The following is a 22,463-nucleotide window of genomic DNA, read 5'->3' on the forward strand; positions in this document are numbered from 1 at the left end:
GATCGGCGTCGGCACCGAGGACGGTCAGTTCTCGGCGCCGGCGCCGATCGTTGCCCGTGGCAGCCCACGACCGGCGGGGCTCTCAGCTCTCGGCGGCGATCTGGCGGAGCATGAAGGTCTCGATGCGGTCGAGCGGGCGGGTGCTGCGCTGGGCGCGGGCCATGATCAGGGCGCCTTCGATCGCCGCGACCGCGGTGGTCGCCAACTCCTCGGCGGTCGCGCGTTCGAGGCCGTGTTGCCACAGCGCGGAGGTGAGGGTCGACTCCCATTCGGTGAAGGCCTCACCGGCCCGTTCGCGCGCGCCCGGGGTGTCGGGGCCCGACATTCCGCCGGCGGCCACCGGGCAGCCGGCGGTGAAATCGGTCTCGAGCAGCTGGTCACGAAAGTACTTCACGAAGGCCGTCACGGCCCCGGCCGGGCCTTCGGCCGCCAGAAGTGCGCTGATCATCCGGCCCATCGTCCGGCCCGCGAGGTCGGTGGCCTCTTCCGCCAATTGCGCTTTGCCACCGGGGAAGTGGTGATAGACCGAGCCGCGCGGCGCGCCGGTGCGTTCCATGATGTCGGCGAGCGCGGTGCCGGCGACGCCTCGCTCCCGGAACAGCAGGGTCGCACCGGTCAGCATCCGGTCCCTGGACTCACCACGCTGCGCCACCCGCACCTCCCATGATCGATCTTCGATCGATATTAGTCTATACCGTCCGATATAGAACTAGCGGATGGATCTCGCGTAGTTCAGCGTTACAACTCAGGCAACCTGCTCTATTGACAGGCAAAACCACGCGGACCTAGCCTCACTAGCTATACCAATCAGTATAGTCAGTGGGGAGCACACCATGCCGATAATCGATATGACCGTGGTCGAGGGTTCGATCGCACCGTCGAAAACCCAGCCACTGCTGGACGAACTCGCGACGATCCTGCTGCGCTGGGAGGGCGCTCCCGATACCGAGTTCTTCCGCGAAGTCACCTGGGTGTACCTGCACGAGATCGGCGCGGAGCGGCTCGCGGTGGGCGGTCGCCCGGGCGGCGCCCCGCGCTTCCGGATCGACATCACCGTCCCCGCGGGCGCATTGTCCGAGCGCCGGAAGGCCGGTTTGATCGGCGACGTCCACACCGCCGTCCTCACGGCCGCCGGACTCGATCCGCACAGCGTCCACGCCATGCACGTCTGGACCCTCATTCGTGAAGTGCCCGAAGGCAGTTGGGGTGTGGCGGGCCAGCCGGTCACCTATCAGGCGTTGAAGAGCGCCTCGGCCGCCGAGCGGGAACGGACCGGCGCCGCCGAATGACGACCACCGCGCTGAACCCCCTGGACATCGCCTTCCTGTGGGGCGAATCCGACACCAATCTGATGAACATCGCGCACCTGGACATCTTCCGGCTGCCGCCGGACGCCGGACCCGAGTTCGTGTCGGACCTGGTCGAGGAGCTCAGAACCCACACCACCGCGACAACACCCTTCGACCGCCGGGTCGACAGCAGCGCACTCGGGCGAATCGTCCCGCGCTGGGCTCGGGTCGACTCGCCCGATCTCGACTACCACGTCCGGCGCCATGTGCTGCCCGCACCCGGGGGCGCGCGCGAGCTGGGCATGCTGGTCTCGCGGCTGCACGGCGTCCGCATGGATCGCGCGCATCCACTCTGGCAACTGCATGTCATCGAGGGTCTGGGCGACGGGCGGGTCGGGCTCTATGTGAAGGGGCATCACGCCCTTCTCGACGGGATCGCCACCGTCCGATTGGCGCGCAAGGTGATGTCGGGCGACCCGCACGAACGCGGCCGCCCCGCGATCTGGGCGTACCGCGAACCAGAGCGACGGCGACCGACCGGCGATCGGACCTCCACCGCCGCAACCGGTTCCGATATCCTCACCGCCCTGGGAGCTCAGCTTTCCGGGCTGCGCGCGATCGGCCGCATGTACGGCGGCATGGTCGACACGCTGGCGCGGCGGAGCCTCCCGGGCCTGCCCGCGACCGCCGACGCACTCGTCGAGCCGTTCACCGCACCCCGCTCGATCCTGAACGGCCCGATCACCGCGGAGCGCCGAATCGCCACGCACACTGTCGAACTCGCCCGGATCAGTGCGCTGGCGGCCCGCTGCGGCGGAACGGTGAACGACATCATCCTGGCAATCTGCGCGGGCGGACTCCGGCGCTACCTGATCGAGATCGACGAGCTGCCCGACGCCGCACTGGTCGCCGGGATGCCGATGTCGTTCCGCCCCAGGGACAGTGACGACGCGGAGGGCAACGCGACGACGATGGCGCTGGTAACCCTCGCCACCGATGTCGCCGATGCCCGCGAGCGCTGTGCGGCGATCATCGCCTCGACCGTCCGGGCAAAGGAGCATATGGCCACCATGTCCGGCGCGGCCGTGATGGCCTACACCGCACTGCTGATGGCGCCGTTCGGCGCCGGGCTGGTACTCGGGATCGGAAGCCGGGTAGCCCCCATGTTCAACGTCATCGTCTCCAACCTCGCCGGACCGCCCGATGCCCTGCACTACAACGGCATGACCCTGGAGGAATGGCACGCGGTCTCGATTCCCCTGGACGGTCAGGCCCTGAACATCACCCTGATGTCCTACGCGGGCAACCTGAACCTGTGCGTAACCGCCTGCGCGACAAACCTCCCCCATATCCAGCGCCTGGCACGGTACTGCGGTGAAGCGCTGCTGGAGCTGGAGGCGTCCACGCGATAGCCGCGGACGGTTCGCCCTGTTCCGCAGCGGGTCCCGCGCGAGGGCGTGGCCGGGGGGCTGTCGATCGCCCGGTCCGCACCCGCGGACCACCTGTGCCCGCGTGTGGAAGTCGAGGTGGCGTTCCTGCTGGGCGCGGATCTGCTCGGCGCGATCCGAGACCTCGGTCCCGAGGCGGCCCCACCCATCGGGCGGAACCGCGCATGTCCCCGCCGGCCGGAGGTCGGCTGATCTCCGGCCGGCGGGAACGATCGACGATCAGGCTCGCAGCGCGCCCGCGAGCGAGGTCGTCAGCGTTCGCGCCGCTTCCGGGCCGATGTCGGCATCGGACGCGTCGAGTATCGCCGCGACGAGCGCCGAACCGACGATGACTCCGTCGGCATAGCTCGCCACCGCGGTGGCCTGGGCGGGGGTCGAGATGCCGATGCCCACGCAGATCGGGAGGCCGGTGGTGGCGCGAAGACGGTGGACCAGGGTGTCCGCCGAGCTCCCGGGCGACTCCCGCGTGCCGGTCACGCCCATCAGGGCTGCGGCGTAGACGAATCCCGAACAGGCGGAGGTTATTTCACGCAGCCGCTCGTTCGTTGTGCTCGGCGCGGCAACGAACACGGTGGCGAGGCCGTGCGCGGCCGCCTGTTCACGCCAGCGGGCGGACTCCTGGACGGGCAGATCGGGCAGGATGCAGCCCGCCCCGCCCGCGTCGGCGAGTTCGGTGGCGAAGCGCTCTATCCCGTAGCGCGACACGGGATTCCAGTACGTCATCACCAGAACGGGTTTGCCGCTGGCCCGATGGACCTCGCGCACGGTGCGCAGCACGTCCCGGATCCGCGTACCGGAGCGCAGCGCGATATCCGCGGCGGTCTGGATGACCGGGCCGTCCAGCACCGGATCACTGTGCGGTAGGCCGACTTCGAGAATGTCGGCACCGGCGTCGAGGACCGCGCGCATCGCGGCGATGCCGCCCTCGACGGTCGGGAACCCGGCGGGCAGGTAGGCGATCAACGCCGCGCGACCCTCTCGTTTCGCAGCGGCCAGGGTGTTTTCGAGCAGCGTGATGTTCCCGCTCACCGGTTCTCCTCCGATACGGTCGCCCCGGCGTTCAGGCCGAAATAGTCGATCGCGGTATCCATGTCCTTGTCGCCGCGTCCGGACAGGCTGATCAGGATCAGGCCGTCCGGCCCCAGCTCGCGGCCGAGGTCCAGGGCGCCCGCCAGCGCGTGCGCGCTCTCGATCGCCGGGATGATGCCCTCGGTCGCCGACAGCAACCGCAGTGCCCGCATCGCGGCGTCGTCGGTGATCGGGCGGTACTCGCCGCGCCCGCTGTCGTGCAGGAACGCGTGTTCGGGTCCTATTCCCGGATAGTCCAGTCCGGCCGAGATCGAGTGCGCCTCGGTGATCTGACCCTCGTCGTCCTGCAGCACGTAGGACCGCGAACCGTGCAGAATGCCGGGCTCACCGGCCGTCAGCGTCGCCGCGTGCCGCCCGCTCTCGATACCGTGCCCGGCGGCTTCACACCCGATCAGCCGCACCGACGGATCGTCGAGAAAGGCGTGGAACAGCCCGATGGCGTTAGATCCACCCCCGACGCACGCCACCGCGGCGTCCGGCAGCCGCCCGGTCCGTTCGAGCAGCTGCCCGCGCGCCTCCACGCCGATGACGCGCTGGAAATCGCGAATCATCGCCGGGAACGGATGCGGCCCGGCGACCGTCCCGAAAATGTAATGGGTGTCGTCGGCGTTCGCGACCCAGTCCCGGAACGTCTCGTTGATCGCGTCCTTCAGCGTGCGCGATCCGGACGTCACCGGGACGACCCGGGCTCCCAGCATCGTCATGCGAGCGACGTTGAGAGCCTGCCGCCGCATGTCGACTTCGCCCATGTACACGACGCATTCGAGGCCGAACAGCGCGCACGCTGTCGCGGTCGCCACCCCGTGCGAGCCCGCACCGGTCTCGGCGATGACTCGAGTCTTGCCCATCCGTTTGGTGAGCAGTGCCTGCCCGAGCACGTTGTTGATCTTGTGTGATCCGGTGTGGTTCAGGTCCTCCCGTTTGAGGAAAATCGTTGCGCCCCCGGCATGTTCGGCGAAGCGCCGCGCCTCGGTCAGGGACGTCGGCCGCCCCGCGTAGTGGGCGAGCAGTTCCGACAACTCGGCGGCGAACCCCGGGTCGCCGAGGGCCCGGTCGTATTCGACGGCGACGTCCTCGACGGCGGCGACGAGCGCCTCCGGTATGAATTTTCCGCCGTAGTCACCGAAATATCCTGCGGCGCCGGGATTCTGCCTTTCCGGGGCAGGGATGAAGAATTGGCTGGTCATGTGGTCGCTCCTGAGCCGGAACACGCGTGTTCCGGTGCGATGGCTGGGTCAGGCCGGCAAACGCGCACACGCGCGGCACAGAACCCGGCCGTACACGGCCGGATGCCTAGCGGTTATCTCGCACGACGCGTGGCGCGCACAGCCATCGCATCCCATTGACCTGGCCCGGCTCGGAGCCGATCACCCAGCGCACCCGTCGCCCGTGCACCCGGCGCGCCGGCGCGCGGCAGCCGCGCGGGCGGCAACCGGGGGCGAGACGAGCGGCGATGGGCACGATGCCGAGGGTAGCAGCCCGCTGTTCACGGCGATCGTCACCCGGATCGCCGCCGGGTTATCGAGGTTCGCTGTCGCGCGCGCTATCTCCCGTACGCGAGCCGTCGTTCAGCGGGTCGAGGGCTTCCCACATCGCCTGGCCGATGGCGAGCACGCCCCGGGCGGGCAGGGCTATCTCGCCGATGACCGGGTTCACGTCCAGGCGAGCCGGGCTTCCGAAGTCCAGCCCGTCGAGCGTGGCCGTCGACTCGGTGATCAGGTACATGCGCTCGGGCATGAGAATCCCGGTGTGCCCGCTGGGCATGGTGCCCGCCATCCGTAATTGCCCCATGCCCAGCGCGGCGGCGATTCGCTCTCTGGCCCGCACGAGGGCGGGTACGCGCCAGGTGCCCAGCGGCAACCGCCCACCGACCGCGTTGAGCGCACGCAACGCCGAGGTGTCGTGGGCGGTCAGCGTCCACTCCAGCGCGGGTTCATCGACCGTGATCCGCAGGGTTGCCGGACCGGTCCATTCCAGCCGAATCGAAGCGAACCCCGTATAGACACAGGCACTTCCGTAATAGCGCGGGCACGCCGTCTCGAGCCGGTCGCCGTCGACGAAGATCGACCAGCGCCCCTCGGGGTCGCGGTGCCACACGGTTTTGTACGGACCGAAATCGTTCTCGGGGAAGACGCGCAGGGCCAGGACGTGACCGCTGTCGAACGGGAGCCCGAAGACACCCCAGCCCTTGACGTATTCGTGGTCGGGCCACGCCGCGTGGCCGCGGATTTCCGGCAGGCCGGTCAACCTGGAAGCCAGATCAAGCATGATTCTCATCTCCGGTCTCGGCTCCGCCGAACGCCGTCGGCATCGCGAAACCTCACTTCGTGCACTGCCGTTACCAGGGCAGAACGGATAGTGCATCGAACGCTAGGCGCGAGCCGACCCCGTGTCGTCGGGTGTTCTCCCTACGAATCGGCGACGAGGGTGTCCAGCAGACCGTGCTGCACCGCGTACAGCGTGACCGTTGATCGACTCGAGGATCGGGTCTTGAGGTAGATGCGTTCGATATGGGTGCCCGCGGTTTTCGGCGCGATGCCCAGGGCGCGCGCGACATCACGGGTGGAGGCGCCCCGGGCGATCAGCCTGAGCACCTCGAGCTCGCGCGGGGTGAGCCCGTCCGGACCCGCGCCTCGCCTGCCTCGGGGCTGACCCGCCGCCTCGAGAACCGCGTCGACGGCGGTCGCGTCGAGTCGGCCACCGCGCACCTCGGCACGCAGCTCGGCGAGAATCTGTTTGGGCGGCAGCGCATCTCGATAGGCGCGCGGCTCGGCCATCGCCCGGTAGGTATCCGCGGCCGCCAGTAGGCGCGCCGTCACCGGAATCGCCGACCCGGTCAGTCCGCGATGCGCCCCGGAACCGTCGAGGCGCTCATACGCCAGCGCCGCGACCGCCCCGATTCGGGCGAGCGCGGCGGGCCGGGCCAGGACCCGCTCGGTGTAGTAGGAATTCATCCGAAGTCGTTCGCGCTCGGTCACACTCAGCGCTCCCGGCTTGTCCAGGATGGTGGCCGGGACCCCGTGCAGCCCGATGTCGTGCAGCAGCGCCGCGTGCCGCACCAGGGTGATGTCGGCCTCGGGCAGTCCGGCGACGGCCGCGGCCCGGCCGCCGAGATCGGCGACCCCGCGCGAATGCCCGGCCCGGTACGGCGAACGCAGATCGGTGAAGTCGGCGATCACCTCGAGCGCCGAATCCAGTTCCGCGCCGGTGAGATCGCGCCGCAGACCCGGATCGGCGGCGATGAGCTCCTCGTGGTCGGGTTCGATGTCGGAGTCCGCCAGCAGCTCACGGGCCGACGCGCAGAAGGCGTCCACCACCACCGGATCGAACTGGGTTCCGCGCCGCGCCCGGGCGACCTCGATCGCGGCGTCGATCCCGGCGGTGCGATGCATGACCTCGACGACATCGGCGAGATGAAAGAGCCTCATTCCCAGCCCGATTCGGTCTCCGCCGATGCCGCCGGGCACTCCCCTGCCGTCCCAGCGCGCGAAGAACTGCCGCAGCGAGTCCCCCACCGCCGGGTCCAATCCGAGCCGTTCGGCCATGGTGGAGGTGGCCAGGCAGTGCGCCATCAGCCCCCGCTCGATGTCGCGGCCGCCCGTCGTCGCGATCGTCACCGTCTTGCGCACGCGCTGCGCGATCGGCCCCGAGGATCCCGCGTGCGACAGGAAGAACGCCGCGCCGCTCATCCCGCGCAGATCCACGGTGTAGGTGTCCGAGCGAAAGGCGATGTCGTCCCCGAACCACGCCGCGACCTCGGGTCCGTCCGCCACACACCCGGCCCACGCCAGCACCGCGGTGTAGTACAGGTCCGACCGTTCCTCGGGACCCAGCCCGACCTGCTCTCCGAGCCGCGCCGCCAACCGCCACGACCGCAGCACGTGCGCCATGGGCTGACCCAGACCGAGGTCCATCGCGAAGGAGAACGCGGCCAGCAGCGCGGCCAGGGAAACACCCGGGTCCCGAGGGGTACGGGTCATGGGGTGAGCATATGCGCCGCGGGCGGCGGGCGGCGCCCGACTTCGACGTGTTCGGCGTGACGATGCGGCCGGGGAAGCCGGCACATCGACCGAACAGATCCCACGCGCGTAAACGCAAGCAATTCTGGCGTTAATCATGCGGAACCCATTGACATGGGGACGCGCATCACAGAAGCTGGTCTTAACGCAATTATTAGTTGCGTTAAGAACCAGCTCCTCGCGTGCCCACCCGCGCCGCGAACGGGCGGACACCCGAAAGGATCGGTCAATGCTGACCAGAAGAAGCTTCATGACGCAGGCGGCGGGCGCGACAGCCGTGGCCGGTGCGGCGGTTGCCACCGGAACCGGCATCAGCTTCGCAACTCCCGAAACGCCGGCAACGGGACTGCGTACCTACATCGACGGCACGGTGATCGACCAGATCAAGATTGTCGAGTGGGAACGCCGCAGGCTGTCGGTCGCCGCGGCGCGAATGCGCAGGGACTACGTCGGTTTGCTTGCGGGCGAGCTGGATTCGCTGCTTGCTCGGCTGAGTGTGACCGTCGAGGACGTTCCCGCCGCGCGGGCGACGTTGGCCCGGGCCCGCCTGGCGATCGGCCCCGATGGGTTGCGTGAACTCCTCGCCGGTGAGCTCGTCGCCTCGGAGTCCGCGGCCCGCGCGGGCACGGCCGCATCGGGTGGTCGCTGGCAGTACTCGGTCACCGAGATCGCCAGCGACCGCGGCACCGCGCAGGGTTTCCTGGACTGGTTCGATCGCGCCCGCGTCACCGACGACCGGGCGGTTTGGACCGACGCGTGCCCGGATCACTACATCATCGCGACGCTGCCCGATGGCAGGCAGGAGGTCATCGAGGTCACCGGCGGCGCCGTGCTCGCGAGCCAATTCTTCGTCGACTACCACGATCGCGCGCGGGTGGTGATCCCCGCGGACCCGGCCTATCCCCTCGCCGTCTCCGGCGTCGCGGCCCTGGCCGACGGCGAGATCATCGGCAGCGTCCGCCATCAGTTCCGCGACGAGCCGGGGGGCGGTTTCCGCGGCCGACTCCAAGTCGCCTTTCCCGCAGCGCTACCGGCGCTCTACGTGAACGAGCACCGGTGGCATCTCGCCTGCGAATTCGGCAACTGGATCACGGCGTATCTGCGCTGACCGCCACGTGCGCGGGACGGTCGGCGTGCCCGGTGACCGCACACTCCGTTCCGGAGCGCCGTCGAGTAGAACTGGACCATGGCCGAACCCGATCGCGATACCGACGACGAGCAGCCGGTGGCATCCCCGCAGCCGCGAAAGCGCACCGGCGGACGATCGGCCCGCGTACGGGAATCGGTGCTGGCGGCCACCCTCGAACAGGTCGCCGAGCACGGTATCGAAGGACTGACCATCGGGGACGTCGCCGCCCGCGCCGGCGTCGCGGAGACGACGATCTACCGGCGCTGGGGCACGCGCACCACGCTGATAGCCGACGCGATCGCGCAGTTGGCCGAGGACGGCAACCCCATGCCCGACACCGGCGCGGTCCGGACCGACCTTCGCTTACTCGCCGAACAGGTTTCGCAGCTGCTGGCGCGCCCGGGGTTCGCGCGCCTGGTGGGAACCGCGATCGCACTCTCCTCCGATCCGGAGGTGGATGCCGCACGGCGGCGGTTCTGGGACGATCGGTTCGAACGCAGCGCGCAGATCGTCGTCAGGGCCGTGGTACGCGGGGAGCTGGCCGCCGTGCAGGATCCCCGTGAGGTCATCGAAACCATGTCCGCCCCTTTGTACTTCCGCCTCCTCGTCGGCGACAAGCCGATCGACGACGTGTTCATCACCCGGTGCATCGACAACACGCTGGCGGTGTACGGCGGGCCGGCCCCGGCCTGATCACACGCGGTCACCCTCCGCCATAGTCATTGGCGCAGTAGCGAACTCGAACCAGCCGGCTCAGTTGTCGACGACCGGCCCGCAGTGCACACCGAACCGCTCACCCATGGTTTCGAGAGTCCGCCGGTTGTGTTCGCGGTCGCGCCGATGCGTCCGTGCGAAGTGCGCCGTGTCGGCCATGCGCCGGTGCATCGGGTACCAGCGGTCGAAATCGAGCCCGCACCGCAGGAACACGGACGCCCCGAGCGCGTCGTAGATCAGGCTCAGATTGTGCAGGTGCAGCGCCAGGGCGGCGTACGCGAGCGGAGCTGCGGTGCGGGTCCTGGCCCGCATCTCGTCCGAGTCGACCGCGTACAGCGGCACTTCGCGGAGTTTGTCCCGGAACATCAAGTGGGTCAGGAAGTATCCGCCGAAGGAGAGGAATCCGAATGTCGCCGAACGTGTTTGAATCGAGAGCACCGACCCGCCCGGCGACACGTACGGCTCGTAGGGGGTGTCGGTGTGCAGCAGGTAGCCGGTGCAGTTCACGATCCAGCTGCCCGCCGGAGTCGTGACGGTGTCGCCGTTGCGGAACACCAGATCGACTCCGCCCGCACCGTCGACCGCGTCCCGCAGGTGACCCATGACCACCGTGTGCAGTCCCGCCCGGATGGCCCGCTCCTCCGCTTCCGACAGCAGCCCCGCGAAAAAGTTGTCCGCCTGCGGGGTCACCGAGAGCCCGACGTTGGCCAGCAGCCAGTCCTGCACCTCGGCTTCGTTCGTGCCGTCGAACCGCCGTGCGATGTCCATGAACACGCGGTTCGGCATGACACCGCCCCACCACCGGCGCGCGCCCGGCGGCACGACGCGATCACGATTCACGAAAGCTGTTCCGGGACCGGCGATCAGGTTGACGTCCCGGTTCGGGCAGGCCGCGATCAGCGCCGCCGCGGTGTCCATGGCGGTCTTTCCGCCACCGACGATCCAGACGGGTGCCTCGCTGTCGGCGATCTCGCCGGCGCGCACGTCGCAATAATTCGGCGACACCGACCGCACGCGCGTGCTCGACACGGTCAACGGGTCCAACGGCGCGACGTTCACCCCGAAGGCTTTGATCAGCTTGGTGGCCGTGATCTCCAGCGGTAGACCGTCCGGCCCGGTGCAGCTGACCCGCACGCCGCCCTCGGCCTCCTCGTGCGACACGTAGTCACAACCGTAGAACTCCTCGACACGCACCCGCTGCCCGATGACCCGCACGCAGTGCGCGAAATGCTCCAGCACCTCGCTCCTGCTCGCGAGGTAGGACCGGTCCTCATGGATCGTCCACTTGATATCCCCCGCGGTGAACAGCGGATGCGGCTGATGCAGCCGGACGTACGGGTAGGCGTCGACCCACATCCCCCCGGCCCGCGGATGCCGGTCAACCAGAATGATCTTCTGATCGCGGCTCAGATACCGGCCGGCGACGAACAGGGCGTTGAGTCCCGCGATCCCGGCGCCGACGACGCACACGTCGCAGGAGTGTGTGGGGATCGGATTCACGTCGGAAGATCTCATCGCAAACTCCCTGCTATCAACAATGGAACCACCGGGTTAGCGGGGCTGTCAACGATCGGGAACGGTCCGGTTCGAGGGCTCACGGCATCCGATGGCGTTCAGGGCAGTCAACGGTTTTCACGCTCACTGCGAGCGGGTTGGGGACCCATCCGAGGCCCAATGCATAGATGCGCATATCGACCTATAGGCAGGCCGTCCGGAGCCCCCGATCCGAAGCCTCCTACCTACCTAGGACGCACCCGGTCTCCTCGTATGGCGAGCCACGACTATGCACAGCAACGAGCAGGCGATCGACATGGTCGCACCGACCTGGGCGGCTCAGCGAGATCGTCGATCGTGCCCGAGATGAGGCGCGGTCGCCAGCCCCGCTGGAATAGTCTCGGGCGTTTCGGGTCGAGGTAGTGCGGTGGACTCCTCGGCATTTGCATATGGGGCGCAGCGTCGTTCATTCGCGATGGTCGGGAGTCAATCCATCGCATACCCTCCTCGGGGTGATCCCGCGCCCCGCCGAAGCCCTTCCCGACGGCCTGACCTCGCGGGCCCGCTCGTATGTCGGCGTGCACGGGGTCAAGGTCGAGGTCCAGCCGGTGGAAGACCATCGGCAGTGGTGGCTCGAGCGTGGCGTTCCGGCGGGACTGATCGATCGGATGGCGGCCTTTCAGGCGACATGGGGTGGCCTGCATCTGCCGCCCGCACCGCAATACGACGGCGGCCCACGCTTTTTCAACCCCGACAGTCCCGAGTCCGATGCCGAGGGATGGTGGTTCGAGGCCGGCACCCAGCGGACCGCGGTGCCCTATGCGTTCATGATCGGCCCGGCCGGCGAGTTCGGGATCGCGGTCGAGCGGGCCGGATGGGTGGCTCTGCATTCGACGGTCGAGGGCTGGGTGGAATCGCTCGCCCTGGCCGCACACGCCGCCGCCTGCGCGCGTCAGGTCACCAGGCTGACCGGCGATGAAATCGACGATGTCGACCTGAGGGATTACGAACCGGTGGGCGAGGTGCGCGGCCTCGCCGATACCTGGTGGCGCGGCGCGGACTCGCTGCTGGCGATGTACACCGGCGAAGCAGAAGCGCTGGACTTCCCCGAGGCACGTGTTGCGCTGCGCTATTCAGGACTCGACCGCTGGGGGTTGTACGGCGGCGGGCGAGGCGGCGCTTAGCCCAGGCGGTGTCGGCGGCGAGTTCTCGCGGCTCACGGCCCAACCGCCTTTCCGGCATGAATCACGACAGCGACGTCGCGGACCTGTTGTCGATCCCTGCGTGGGCACTCCACCGCCGCGGGTGAGGTGGGCGATGTCGCTCGTGGGGACGAATCTCACCCGAATCGGACGAGGCGGGCGCAGCCCGCGCCGGACACAGTGGTGGAAGGCCGCCTCGACCGGTCGACCCGGAGTGCGCCCTTCAAGCAGATTCGTCCTACCGAGAGGTGATCGAGTGGCGATTTCCGACGACCTGGCCAGGGACGCCTACCTGTACGGATACTCGATCGACGAGGCCTACAAGTTCCTCCACGAGACGACCATCGCGCCGGGCGCCGAGCTGAACCGGTTCCAATTGCTGCGCGACCTCGCCGACGACACCTACACCGCGCACCCGACCATCAACAACGACACACTGCACCTGCAGGGCTGGTTCGACGTCGGAGCCGAGCCGGTGGTGGTCACCGTCCCCGACTTCGACGCGGGCCGCTACTGGATCCTGCACACCATGGACCTGGGCCACTACACCAACGCCATGATCGGCTCGCGCACCCGCGGCACCGCGGGCGGGCGATTCCTGTTCGCGGGCAGCACGTGGGCGGGCGCGCTGCCGCCCGGTGTCGACGAGGTCGTGCGGTCGGAATCGGACCTGATCAAGGTCATGGGCCGGATCATGACCGTCGGCGGCGATGATCTGGCCACCGCCCGGGATCTGCAGGACCGGTGGACTCTTCAGACGTTGTCGGACTTCCTCGGCACCCCGGCGCCCGATCCGATCACCCGCGCCTACCCGGACCCGGCGTCGACGAACTGGCTCGAGCGGGTCTGCTTCGTGCTCACGCTGGGAAACATGGCCGTCGCCGACGCCGACTGGCTCGATCGCTACCGGGAGATCGGGTTATCTTCCGGTGCAACGAATTTCACCCCCGAGCAACTCGAAGCGGCCGAACGCGGGGAACGACTCGGCATGGCGCGCATCCACGAACTCGCCCCGCAGCTGACCAACTCCGAGGAGCTGCTCGGCACCCGCGCGGATCTACAGCACACGCCTCGCGACACCTTCGCGATCGGCACCTTCCTCGGCCAGTGGGGGCTGCCCCCGATCGAATCGGTGTATCTGAAGATCGACACCGGCTCCGACGGGCTGCCCCTCAACGGCTCCGGCGGCAAGACCTACCGTGCCCGCTTCCTACCGCCCCCGGTGAGCGAATTCTGGTCGTTCACCGTCTACGGCAACGACAACCGGCTCATGGCACACAACACCATCAACCGCCATAGTCGCGGCGACCGCACCCTCACCCCCGACGCGGACGGCTACTACGCACTCGAACTCGGATCCGACGCCGCCGCACACGCCGACGACCCCGGCTACCTGCCCATCCCCGACAAGGACTGCTACGTCATCCTGCGCATGTACGGCCCGAACCAGGACATCCGCGACGGGAAATACCCGCTCCCGGTCTTCGAGGTCTGACACCACTCCGGAACAGGATTGGAGCGTCGATGTGAACGCACGCCGTATCGGTACCCACTCGCTGCGACATATCTCGGGTTACATCGGAATCCCCGCGGCGTGTATCGGCTTGTCCGTTCTCCTGCTGGCATGTTCGAGCGGAGCGGATCAGCCCAAGGAGGATTCCTCGTCCCCGAGTTCGGACACCCGTGCGGCGGATGCGGACGCCGAGCAGCAGTGGGCCTATTCGGTCGGCATCCAGAACTACGTGTTCGGGCTGCCGCTGACGATCTACGAACGCGAGCGCGCCCTGCGCATGGATCCGGCCGCGCTGGAAAAGGCCAAGGCATATGCGCCGGCCGCTCCGCTCAACCAGATCGGTCACATGAAAACCCTTGCCACCGCAGACGACACGATGCCGTACACGCCGAACAACGACACCGTGTACAGCGGCGCGCTCCTGGAACTTCGCGATGAGCCGATGATCCTGACCGCGCCGGACACATGGACCGCTACTGGTCGGTCGAGGTCGCCGACACCTACACCAACAACGTCTTCTACATCGGCACCCGAGCAACCGGCGGCAAGGGCGGCGACCACGCGTTCGTGGGGCCGGACTGGCGCGGCGAACTGCCGCCGGGAGTGATCGAACATCGGGTGCCCGACAACAGCGTCATGTTCGCCATTCGCATCGGCGTACTGCCCGGCGACGCGGATGATCTCGCCGAAGTCAATGCGCTGCAAGACCGATTCAGCCTCACCTCGTTGTCCAACTGGAGCGACCCCGCCGCGCACGGCCGGGCGGGCGTGCCCGACCTGGGCGCCCGCCCGCACTACGACGGCGATCTCGCGTTCTTCCGAACGGTGGCCGATCTGGCGGCCGAGAACCCGCCCGCCCCGGGCAATGACGCCGCCATCGAACTGCTCCGCCGCGGTGGCATCACCCTCGGCGAACCCATGAACGTCGATGCCCTCAGCGAGCCGATGCGAAAAGGCTTGGCACAGGCCGCGATCGACGGCCCGAAGGTGATGGACTGGAAGGTCAAGTACCGCGGCACCCCGTACCCCACCCGCTGGAACAACCTCGAACCGGGCACCTACGGTGTCAACTATTTCGACCGGGCAGCGGGCTCGCTGCAGGGACTGTTCGTCCACGACCGTGACGAGGCCGAGTACTTCAGCACCTACGAGGACGGCGACGGCGCGCTGCTGGACGGCTCCCAGCGGTACGTCTTGCATTTCGACGCCGACCAGATCCCGCCCACGCTGCCCAACGGGTTCTGGTCGATCACCATGTACGGCGCGGACTTTCAGCTGGTGAAGAATCCGATAGACCGCTACTCCATCGGCGACCGGACCCCCGGCCTCACCAAGAACCCCGACGGCTCGCTGGACATCTACATCCAGCGCGAAGAGCCGGCGGACCACGCGAGCAACTGGCTCCCCTCGGCAGCGGATGGCCAGTTCCGTTTGAACTACCGCATCTACCTGCCAGAGGCCGATGCCAAGGATCCCGCGACCCTGGTCAAGTACATCCCGCCGGTCCGCAAGACCAGCTGAGTCCGGGTGCCGGACAGCCGGATCGAAAGCCGAGTCGGCCGGCCGGTCACCGGGGTGGAAGGTGGCGAGTTCGCCGGCCGGAAGGCATGGGTGCACGTCCTGTCGTCCGCAGCCGGCGGGCTCGAGTCATGGTTCAGGGCCACAGGCGCTTTCGCGACCACGCCCCATCCGCGAGGCGGTAGACGAGGCGGTGGTGGCGACGCTCGGGATCACCCTGCCAGAACTCGACCTCGGTGGCCTGTAGCGCGTACGAGATCCACTGCGCGGGAACATGACCGGGCGAACCGGCCAGGGCCAGCGCGGCGACGTCCAGGGCGTCGTCCAATTCACCGGGATCGGCCATCGGCCGACTCTGCCGCCCGGTCAGCGCCATCACCCGAGAGCCTATCGGCCGGGCGAGGAAGTCCGCCTCCGCGATGTCCCTGCCGTCGGCCACCACCGGGCCCGACACGCGGACCTGCCGCACCAGCTGCGGCCAGTAGAAGGTCAGGGAAGCCACCGGCCGGGCGGCGAGCTCACGGCCCTTGCGGCTCTCGCCCTGTACCGCGAAATGCCAACCCGCACTGTCGAGATCCTTCAGGATTAGCACGCGGGCCGAGGGCGATCCTTCCGCGGTCACAGTGGACAGCGTCATCGCGTGCGGTTCGGTGACACCGGATTCGATTGCGGTCGATAGCCATTCGACGAACAGATCCGCCGGGTCATCAGGTGCGGCCGAGGTATCGAACTGTGGCGCTGCGCCTTTGAGTACCGGCAGTCCGCGCAACAGCTGTCGCACCCCTACTTGCGCGGGCGCACCTGCCCGAGAATTGTTCGCGACCATACAAGCATCTCCCCCGAAGCCGAACTCGACCGTCGAGGCAGCCTATGACGATCTGGTCGCCGTCGCAGCGAAGCGGGTCTCCCGCTCGCGGGGATAGCACGGGAGCCCGCGTGAACGCGCATCGGACCGGCAACACCGTGGAAGCACCCCCAGCGGGCAAACGACGCCGGTAGGCCTCTTGCCTTGCGTAATAATCGTTCGCGCGACACCGGTTGCTCGAGTCTCCGAAAGCCGTTCGTCATCAAGACCAGGCCTCGACCTGTCAAGCACGGTCGAGCAGCTGATGTTCCAGAACGAGGTCGCCGAGCAAGGCTTCATCGAACGGCTGCGCCTGCTCGCCCAGAGCCTTGATCGCGGCGCCGCCCGAACAAGGGCCCGATCCAGCCCGTTATCCCGCCCCGATCGCGGCTCGGCGTCGATGGCTTGCGCACGCCCGCGAACGTTGTCGGCGTTCCGGCTTCTCGGCGTACCGCGTGGGTGCGCACCCACCGGTAAGATCCCGGCCGCCGCGGTTCTCCGCGACGATTCGTGACCGTTCCCCCGTGATCGACCACGGCGCCAGCCAGTTCGCGGTTGTCAGCGGGCGAGTTCGACGATGGCGCCGGCGGTGTTCAGATCCGAATAGGCGGCCGAATAGCGTTGTGCCAGGGCCAGAGCGATGTCCGGCCGCTGCCAGAACTCGCCCGCGCTCGCGGTGCACAGCCACAGGGTCAGGCCGTGCGCGACCGAGGCACGGTAGCCGAGGAGAATCTCCTCGCGGCTGGGCAGCTCCGCCGCAGGCAGGGCCAGGGCGTCCCGATAGATGTCGAGCAGATCCCGCTCGTTGCGGCGGCGATCCTCGATGGTGAGCGCGCCCTGCAGGAAATAGCCGAGATCCAGGGACCAGTTTCCCCGCCTGGCGACCTGCCAATCGAGGAACCCGAGCTGTCCGTCCTCGAGCAGGTACGTGTTGCCGATGTGCGGATCGCCGTGCAGCAGCGTCTGCGGAGTCGTGGTCAGCGTGCGAATGTACGGCTTCCAGATCTCGTCGATCAGCGCGCCGATGGTCAGCTCCAGCACCTCGGGCGCGGCATCGGGGCCGAGTCGTTCCAGGGCGGCGGGCAACGGCGCTATCTCCATGCCGTCCCACGGCACGAACGGCTCGAGCCAACCGAGATCCGGATGGTCGAGAACCCTGGAGCCCCAGTACTTTCCGTGCATCCGCCCCAGGCCACGAACACCGGACGCCGCCTGCTCCACCGTCAGCGGACGGGTGGCGTCGCGAGGATCCGCGCCCCGGGCCGACAGGTCCTCCATCACCATGACGAAGTCGTAGGCCGCCTCATCGATCAGCGCGGTGTACACCCGCGGGTGTTCCAGGTGCAGCGGCACTCCGGAGTTGTACAGCCGAGGTTCGTGGAACATGCCGCTGGTCATTCGAATCAGCTCTTTGTGATCCGGATCCGCCGCTTTCACGAACACGGTCGCGGGCCCGGAGCCGGAGGAGTAGGTCAGCCGGAGCCGCGCCCGGCGATTGGTGCCGTCATCACGAAGATCGACCGACACCGACTCGACCCGGGCATCGCCATGGTGTCCGGCGAGCGCGACCGTCATCCACTCGGGTGTCATCTGGTCCCAGTCCTGCGGGAGCGGCAGGGTTTCGACGGTCATTGCTACCTCCGAGCACACGATAATGCCGTTCTGATTCCAGAAGAATCACATTACCGTGCACAGTATTCACCCGAACCGGCCCTGTCCAGGGCAAGACATCGGCCGCGACCGCAGTTTGCGGTGGCCGTACTCGCGACAGCTGCTGACAGTCCCGAACACTCGAGATACCGTCCGCGCCATGGGTAAGCCCGCTTTGATCGCGATCAACCACGACGACTATCACGCCGAGCACGTCGGCAGGACCGCCGACGGCAGGCAGTTCTTCCTCACCTCGGCGTTCGAGCCCCCGAGCGGGCCGGACGAGGGCAACGAGTTCGTCGCGCTGTACCTGTTCGATGCGGACGGAACCTTTTCCGAGGCGCGGATCGACGAGTTCGGGCCGCGCGCGACCATGGACAACGCCCGGCGGACCGCGCTGTACGAGCAGCGCCTGCGGGAACTGGGCGAGGTGACCTTCACGCGCATCGAGGTCGCGCCTTTCGAGCACGAGGCGTTCGGCACGGTCTTCGGGCTCATCGCCCGGCCCGGTGACGAGGAGGACGACCCGTGGTGGGTAGAGCTGCATCCCGGGAACTGCATGGCGTTCTCCGAACCGTGGGACAGCGGGGAGTACGACACGTGAGTGTCTAGTTGCGTTGGGCCACAATCGAGCCGGGCGGGTCCGCCGCAGGATCCGATGACAGTGGTCGAGAGCCCGGTGGGGCCGCCCCTCAGCGCGCCGTTGCCGGCACGCTCATCAGCGCTGTCGCGGCGGCAATCTCGTAGCCGCGACAGCAGGCCGTCGCGGCGTCGATCACCAGCGGTTGCGCGCTTCCTCCGCCCACCCGACGACACCTGACAGGTCCAGCCACCCCGCGTCCGCGCGCACCCGACCGGCGAAATGGCCGAAGCACTGGTGCGTCTCGCCCGCGACGACGATCAGGTTCGAGGTCGCGACCCGCTCGTGGAACGGCTGGAACTCCACCTCGACCCGCTCCCCCGTGATCGACCACGGTGCCAGCCAGTTCGCGGTGTCGTACTCCCACCGCAGCTCGTCACCGATCTTCTGGACCCGACCGTCGACGATGATCGCGTTCTCGGTGCTGCCGGTCCCCTCGGTCCACTTGCCGCCGAACTGGATTCCCAGTCCGGGCCGCCAGCCCGCCGCCCAGTTCCAGGTCATCGAGTACGGCCACTTCCCCCGGCCGTGGTCGAGCACCGCGAAAGCGTCCTCGATGGGATACACCTGCGATCCGAGGGTCAGCGTCCCGGACGCGGGCCGGCCGACATCCTTGACGGTGTATTGGAAGCGCCGATCGCTCCACGGCACCACCACGCCCAGCGACTCGTGACCGGCCGGCCGGGGCACCCGCACCGATACCCGCACGCCGCGGGCACTCGCCTCGATGGCGCTGCCCGTCTCGTCCTCCCGCAGTTCGATCTGAACCCCGCCGCCGCGCGCGGATGTCACGCCTACGCCACTACGTTCGGCCATCACCGTGCCCCGGGCCAGCGGCACCACCGCGTCCCGCACGGTCTCCTCGCCGGTCTCTCGGTCCAGCACGTAAATCCCGTGCACTCCTGCGTAATCCAGCGAGGACACCACAATGCCGACGATGTGATTCGGCGTGACGATCCCCCAGTACTCCCACCGTTTGCACCGCCCCCAGCCACGCAGGTTGGCCCGATGCAACGGCTGCCGCGTCCACCCGACCGCCGCCGGGTTCAGCCCGCCGTCGGGTCGGCAGAGGTCGACCTCCGCGGTGATCTCACGCTCCATTGGGACCTCCGACCACTAACAGCGCTGTCACGTACACAAAGCGTGAACACGTCCGCGCGTCCGAACACCGCGGCCATCTCGCACAGTACGCGGCGCCACAATTGAGAACCCTCGATCGCGAACACACTCGGCGAGCCCCCGTGCCTCGAGGCGTGCACGGACGCGCAGGACCGAATCCTCGTTAAACGACACACCCGGCCCGGCTACGAGGAACGCGGCACCCGCGATGACGCGATCGGCGAGCAGCCCTTCGCCTGCCATGCTCAGCACCGCCAACGGCATGTACGTATTCCACCGCGTCCAACGGAAAGCCCTCTCAGCCTCGAGCGCGGTCACGTATCCCAACTGCTGCAACTGACTTACGCCGAACCGCCCAGCGATCCCTCGCTTGCCGCAATTGGTGGCCGACGCCTCTATATCGGGTAGTACTGACCCAGCACGGTCGGAGTGAGGGAGCACAGTCGATGGGCCAGGCATGGTTCGGTCAATACCGTCTCGAACGCAAGCTCGGTGAGGGCGGGATGGGGCAGGTGTGGCAGGCACACGATACGAAGACCGATCGCGTTGTCGCCCTGAAGGTTTTGCCCGCCGAGCTGGCCGCCGACACCGGGTATCGGCAGCGGTTCGAGAGGGAGGCGCGGATCGCAGCGCGCCTGCGCGGGCCACATCTGGTCACTATCCACACCTTCGGTGACATCGATGGCCGGCTCTTCATCGATATGGAGTACATCGAAGGCGTCGACGTTGCGGTCACGTTGCGGGACAGCGGGCCGATGAGCCCGATGGCCGCGGTGGACATCATCGCGCAGGTGGCCGCGGCGCTCGATGTCATCCACCGGGCCGGTCTCGTCCACCGCGACATCAAACCCGCGAATTCGGTGGTGCACCCGTCGGGCTTCGTCTATCTCATCGACTTCGGAACCGCGCACTACACCGGGTACACCGCGATCACCGCCACCGGCCAGGCCATCGGCACCCTGCCCTATATGGCACCGGAACGCTTCCATGGCACAGCCGACCCGCGTTCGGACATCTACGCACTGGCGTGTGTCCTGTACGAATGCCTGACCGGAGCCAAACCGTTCGGAAACACCGAACCCGCCAAGCAGATACACGATCATCTCCACACAGCTCCCCCGCGTGCCGCGCACGTGAATCCCCGCATTCCCGCCGGGTTGGATGACGTCATCGCACGGGGCATGGCCAAGGATCCGAACCAGCGTTACCCGAGCGCAGGCGCTTTCGCGAACGCGGCCCGCACCGCGCTGACGAACACGCCCCCGACCGCTGTGATGACGACGGCGATGCAGACCGAGTTCGGGCCCTGGTCCGAACGGGCAGCACCACCCGCGAAACGACCTGGCACTCCTCTCAGGTGGCTGACGATGGCGACCGCTGTCCTTGCCACGGTCGGTACCCTCGCGTGGATTTCGCACCAGTACAAGGGAACCGAGCAAGATTCGGTGCCGACAACGATGTCACCGGGGTCAACCTCACAGGGCGCCGACGTGACCGCCGCAGGGCCGGCACCCGAAGCCGGTCAGCCCTGTGATCCCGGTACGGATAGACCAACTTCAGCCAAGGACGGCACGCCACTGGAATGCACCGTTGCCAACGGCCGCAATTCACGGTGGGCCCGACCCAGCATCGAAGATCACCCGGAGAGCAAGCCCGACCGGCCGGACAAGAAGGAAAAGAAAGAGAAGTAGACCACCGCTCGAGCGCACCACAACCGGCAACCGCACCTTCGCGCTGAGCGAAATCATGGTGTGCACCGACTATGCCGGACACGGACTCACCCGCGCCCCGCAAGACGGGCTACTCGGCAGGCGCGCGGAACAACGCGGCACTCTGCTGGTCGCCCCACAGAACGACCGCGCGTACGACCGATACTCGCGATGGGGTTGGCGGAAAGTTCGGAACCATGCGACCCGACTGGCCGGACGCGCCGACGTTCGATGTGCTGGTTCGCAGCCTGGTTCGGCCGCGTCGCGGTGGGCGGGGGCAGCGACAGGGCATCGACGGCTCCTCCGTCCGGGTTCACGCACGATGATTGCTTCGGCGGTTCCCGCGTGGGTCGCGCCCGTCGGCCGGAAGCCGCAGTGCCCGAACAGGCTTTCACGAGCTCCGGCGTGTCTCAACCGGATTGTAGGCGGTCAGGAACAGGTCGATCGCCGCGTCGACCGCATCGTTGGGCGGGGCGTCGGCATCGAGCATCCGGGCGTTCAGGGGCGCTCCCACGACCAGCCAGGTGAGCTGTTCGGCGGCCGTCTCGGGGTCGGCGATCCGCAGCACTCCGCGGGCGTCCAGTGCACGCAGTGTCGTCGCGAGATCGGCGATGTTCCTTCCCCAACTCTCGTGCAGATAGGTCTGCCCGATCTCGGGTCTGCGGGCGGCCTCGGCGGTGACCAGTCGGCGCATTTCGACCACCACCGGCGAGAGCACGCCCGCCAGCAGCGTTCGCGCCCAGGCGTGTAGACCCGCACGGATGTCCTCGGCGGACTCCAGCGCGGCCAGCGCGGGCCGCATCGCGTGGCGACCGGCGGCCGCCCAGTCCTGCACGACCGCGGCGAACAGCCCGGCCTTGGAAGGGTGCTCGCGGTAGAGCGACGCCTTGGAAATCCCTGCGCGGGAAGCGATCTCGTCCATCGACGCACCCGCGAAGCCGAACTCCAGGAACACCTCGCGGGCCACGGCCAATAGTTCGGTGCCGGATTTCCCGGACGGACGACCACGGCGTGCACTACTCATGACGGGCATTTTAGTACTTGACAGTACTAAGAAGGAATTCTATTTTAGTACTATCCAGTACT

General features: G+C 67.9%; 21 protein-coding genes. 10 read left to right on the forward strand and 11 right to left on the reverse strand.

Features of this window, described 5'->3' with window-relative positions; genetic code table 11:
- Positions 1-82: 82 nt before the first annotated feature.
- The gene (locus ACFVBH_RS06190; protein ID WP_354984088.1) at positions 83-652 is read right to left on the reverse strand and encodes a TetR/AcrR family transcriptional regulator; all 570 of its coding nucleotides are present in this window, start codon (positions 650-652) and stop codon (positions 83-85) included.
- A 181-nt stretch (positions 653-833) separates the two neighbouring features.
- Here ACFVBH_RS06190 and ACFVBH_RS06195 point away from each other — a divergent pair, with 181 nt between their 5' ends.
- The gene (locus tag ACFVBH_RS06195; protein WP_379000253.1) at positions 834-1,289 is read left to right on the forward strand and encodes a 4-oxalocrotonate tautomerase family protein; all 456 of its coding nucleotides are present in this window, start codon (positions 834-836) and stop codon (positions 1,287-1,289) included.
- Complete coding sequence (locus ACFVBH_RS06200) at positions 1,286-2,701, forward strand: wax ester/triacylglycerol synthase family O-acyltransferase (RefSeq protein WP_379000255.1); 1,416 nt, start codon at positions 1,286-1,288, stop codon at positions 2,699-2,701. The genes ACFVBH_RS06195 and ACFVBH_RS06200 overlap by 4 nt, the downstream gene beginning before the upstream one ends.
- 255 nt (positions 2,702-2,956) lie before the next feature.
- Here the strand turns inward: ACFVBH_RS06200 and trpA are convergent, their stop codons facing one another.
- From trpA to ACFVBH_RS06225, 5 genes are all read right to left on the reverse strand, one after another.
- Positions 2,957-3,766 carry a tryptophan synthase subunit alpha gene (gene trpA, locus ACFVBH_RS06205; RefSeq protein WP_379000257.1) on the reverse strand — a complete coding sequence of 270 codons (810 nt, stop codon included), beginning with the start codon at positions 3,764-3,766 and terminating at the stop codon, positions 2,957-2,959.
- Complete coding sequence (gene trpB / locus ACFVBH_RS06210; RefSeq protein WP_379000259.1) at positions 3,763-5,013, reverse strand: tryptophan synthase subunit beta; 1,251 nt, start codon at positions 5,011-5,013, stop codon at positions 3,763-3,765. The genes trpA and trpB overlap by 4 nt, the downstream gene beginning before the upstream one ends.
- A gap of 106 nt (positions 5,014-5,119) precedes the next feature.
- On the reverse strand, positions 5,120-5,287 hold the full coding sequence (gene trpM, locus ACFVBH_RS06215; protein ID WP_379000261.1) for a tryptophan biosynthesis modulator TrpM: 168 nt from the start codon (positions 5,285-5,287) through the stop codon (positions 5,120-5,122).
- A gap of 57 nt (positions 5,288-5,344) precedes the next feature.
- Positions 5,345-6,103: a hypothetical protein gene (locus ACFVBH_RS06220; protein ID WP_379000263.1), complete on the reverse strand. Its 759-nt coding sequence runs from the start codon at positions 6,101-6,103 to the stop codon at positions 5,345-5,347.
- Between the two features lie 131 nt (positions 6,104-6,234).
- Positions 6,235-7,806, reverse strand: a complete 1,572-nt coding sequence (locus ACFVBH_RS06225) for an HD domain-containing phosphohydrolase (protein ID WP_379000265.1) — start codon at positions 7,804-7,806, stop codon at positions 6,235-6,237.
- Between the two features lie 268 nt (positions 7,807-8,074).
- On the opposite strand from ACFVBH_RS06225, the gene ACFVBH_RS06230 reads away from it, so the two are divergent.
- Complete coding sequence (locus ACFVBH_RS06230; protein WP_379000267.1) at positions 8,075-8,953, forward strand: hypothetical protein; 879 nt, start codon at positions 8,075-8,077, stop codon at positions 8,951-8,953.
- A 78-nt stretch (positions 8,954-9,031) separates the two neighbouring features.
- Complete coding sequence (locus ACFVBH_RS06235) at positions 9,032-9,667, forward strand: TetR/AcrR family transcriptional regulator (RefSeq protein ID WP_379000269.1); 636 nt, start codon at positions 9,032-9,034, stop codon at positions 9,665-9,667.
- A 60-nt stretch (positions 9,668-9,727) separates the two neighbouring features.
- Here the strand turns inward: ACFVBH_RS06235 and ACFVBH_RS06240 are convergent, their stop codons facing one another.
- On the reverse strand, positions 9,728-11,203 hold the full coding sequence (locus ACFVBH_RS06240) for an FAD-dependent oxidoreductase (RefSeq protein ID WP_379000271.1): 1,476 nt from the start codon (positions 11,201-11,203) through the stop codon (positions 9,728-9,730).
- Between the two features lie 428 nt (positions 11,204-11,631).
- Here ACFVBH_RS06240 and ACFVBH_RS06245 point away from each other — a divergent pair, with 428 nt between their 5' ends.
- From ACFVBH_RS06245 to ACFVBH_RS06260, 4 genes are all read left to right on the forward strand, one after another.
- Positions 11,632-12,366, forward strand: a complete 735-nt coding sequence (locus ACFVBH_RS06245; RefSeq protein ID WP_379000273.1) for a hypothetical protein — start codon at positions 11,632-11,634, stop codon at positions 12,364-12,366.
- Between the two features lie 274 nt (positions 12,367-12,640).
- Positions 12,641-13,879: a DUF1254 domain-containing protein gene (locus ACFVBH_RS06250; RefSeq protein ID WP_379000275.1), complete on the forward strand. Its 1,239-nt coding sequence runs from the start codon at positions 12,641-12,643 to the stop codon at positions 13,877-13,879.
- Between the two features lie 109 nt (positions 13,880-13,988).
- Positions 13,989-14,504 carry a DUF1254 domain-containing protein gene (locus tag ACFVBH_RS06255; protein WP_379000277.1) on the forward strand — a complete coding sequence of 172 codons (516 nt, stop codon included), beginning with the start codon at positions 13,989-13,991 and terminating at the stop codon, positions 14,502-14,504.
- Positions 14,420-15,418, forward strand: a complete 999-nt coding sequence (locus tag ACFVBH_RS06260; protein WP_379001611.1) for a DUF1254 domain-containing protein — start codon at positions 14,420-14,422, stop codon at positions 15,416-15,418. The genes ACFVBH_RS06255 and ACFVBH_RS06260 overlap by 85 nt, the downstream gene beginning before the upstream one ends.
- A 133-nt stretch (positions 15,419-15,551) precedes the next feature.
- Here the strand turns inward: ACFVBH_RS06260 and ACFVBH_RS06265 are convergent, their stop codons facing one another.
- Positions 15,552-16,241, reverse strand: a complete 690-nt coding sequence (locus ACFVBH_RS06265) for a pyridoxal 5'-phosphate synthase (protein ID WP_379000279.1) — start codon at positions 16,239-16,241, stop codon at positions 15,552-15,554.
- Between the two features lie 576 nt (positions 16,242-16,817).
- A complete protein-coding gene (locus tag ACFVBH_RS06270; RefSeq protein ID WP_379000280.1) occupies positions 16,818-17,891 on the reverse strand; it encodes a phosphotransferase in 1,074 nt (357 codons plus the stop codon).
- 178 nt (positions 17,892-18,069) lie between these two features.
- Here ACFVBH_RS06270 and ACFVBH_RS06275 point away from each other — a divergent pair, with 178 nt between their 5' ends.
- Complete coding sequence (locus ACFVBH_RS06275; protein WP_379000281.1) at positions 18,070-18,513, forward strand: hypothetical protein; 444 nt, start codon at positions 18,070-18,072, stop codon at positions 18,511-18,513.
- A 171-nt stretch (positions 18,514-18,684) separates the two neighbouring features.
- Here the strand turns inward: ACFVBH_RS06275 and ACFVBH_RS06280 are convergent, their stop codons facing one another.
- The gene (locus tag ACFVBH_RS06280; protein WP_379000283.1) at positions 18,685-19,650 is read right to left on the reverse strand and encodes a DUF2804 domain-containing protein; all 966 of its coding nucleotides are present in this window, start codon (positions 19,648-19,650) and stop codon (positions 18,685-18,687) included.
- Positions 19,651-20,114: 464 nt separating this feature from the next.
- On the opposite strand from ACFVBH_RS06280, the gene ACFVBH_RS06285 reads away from it, so the two are divergent.
- Positions 20,115-21,359, forward strand: coding sequence for a protein kinase (locus tag ACFVBH_RS06285; RefSeq protein WP_379000285.1), 1,245 nt, complete (start codon positions 20,115-20,117; stop codon positions 21,357-21,359).
- 409 nt (positions 21,360-21,768) lie between these two features.
- Here ACFVBH_RS06285 and ACFVBH_RS06290 read toward each other — a convergent pair whose 3' ends face one another.
- A complete protein-coding gene (locus ACFVBH_RS06290) occupies positions 21,769-22,401 on the reverse strand; it encodes a TetR/AcrR family transcriptional regulator (RefSeq protein WP_379000287.1) in 633 nt (210 codons plus the stop codon).
- Positions 22,402-22,463 lie beyond the last annotated feature (62 nt).

The organism is Nocardia sp. NPDC057668, assembly GCF_042799795.1.
Classification (GTDB): Bacteria; Actinomycetota; Actinomycetes; order Mycobacteriales; family Mycobacteriaceae; genus Nocardia.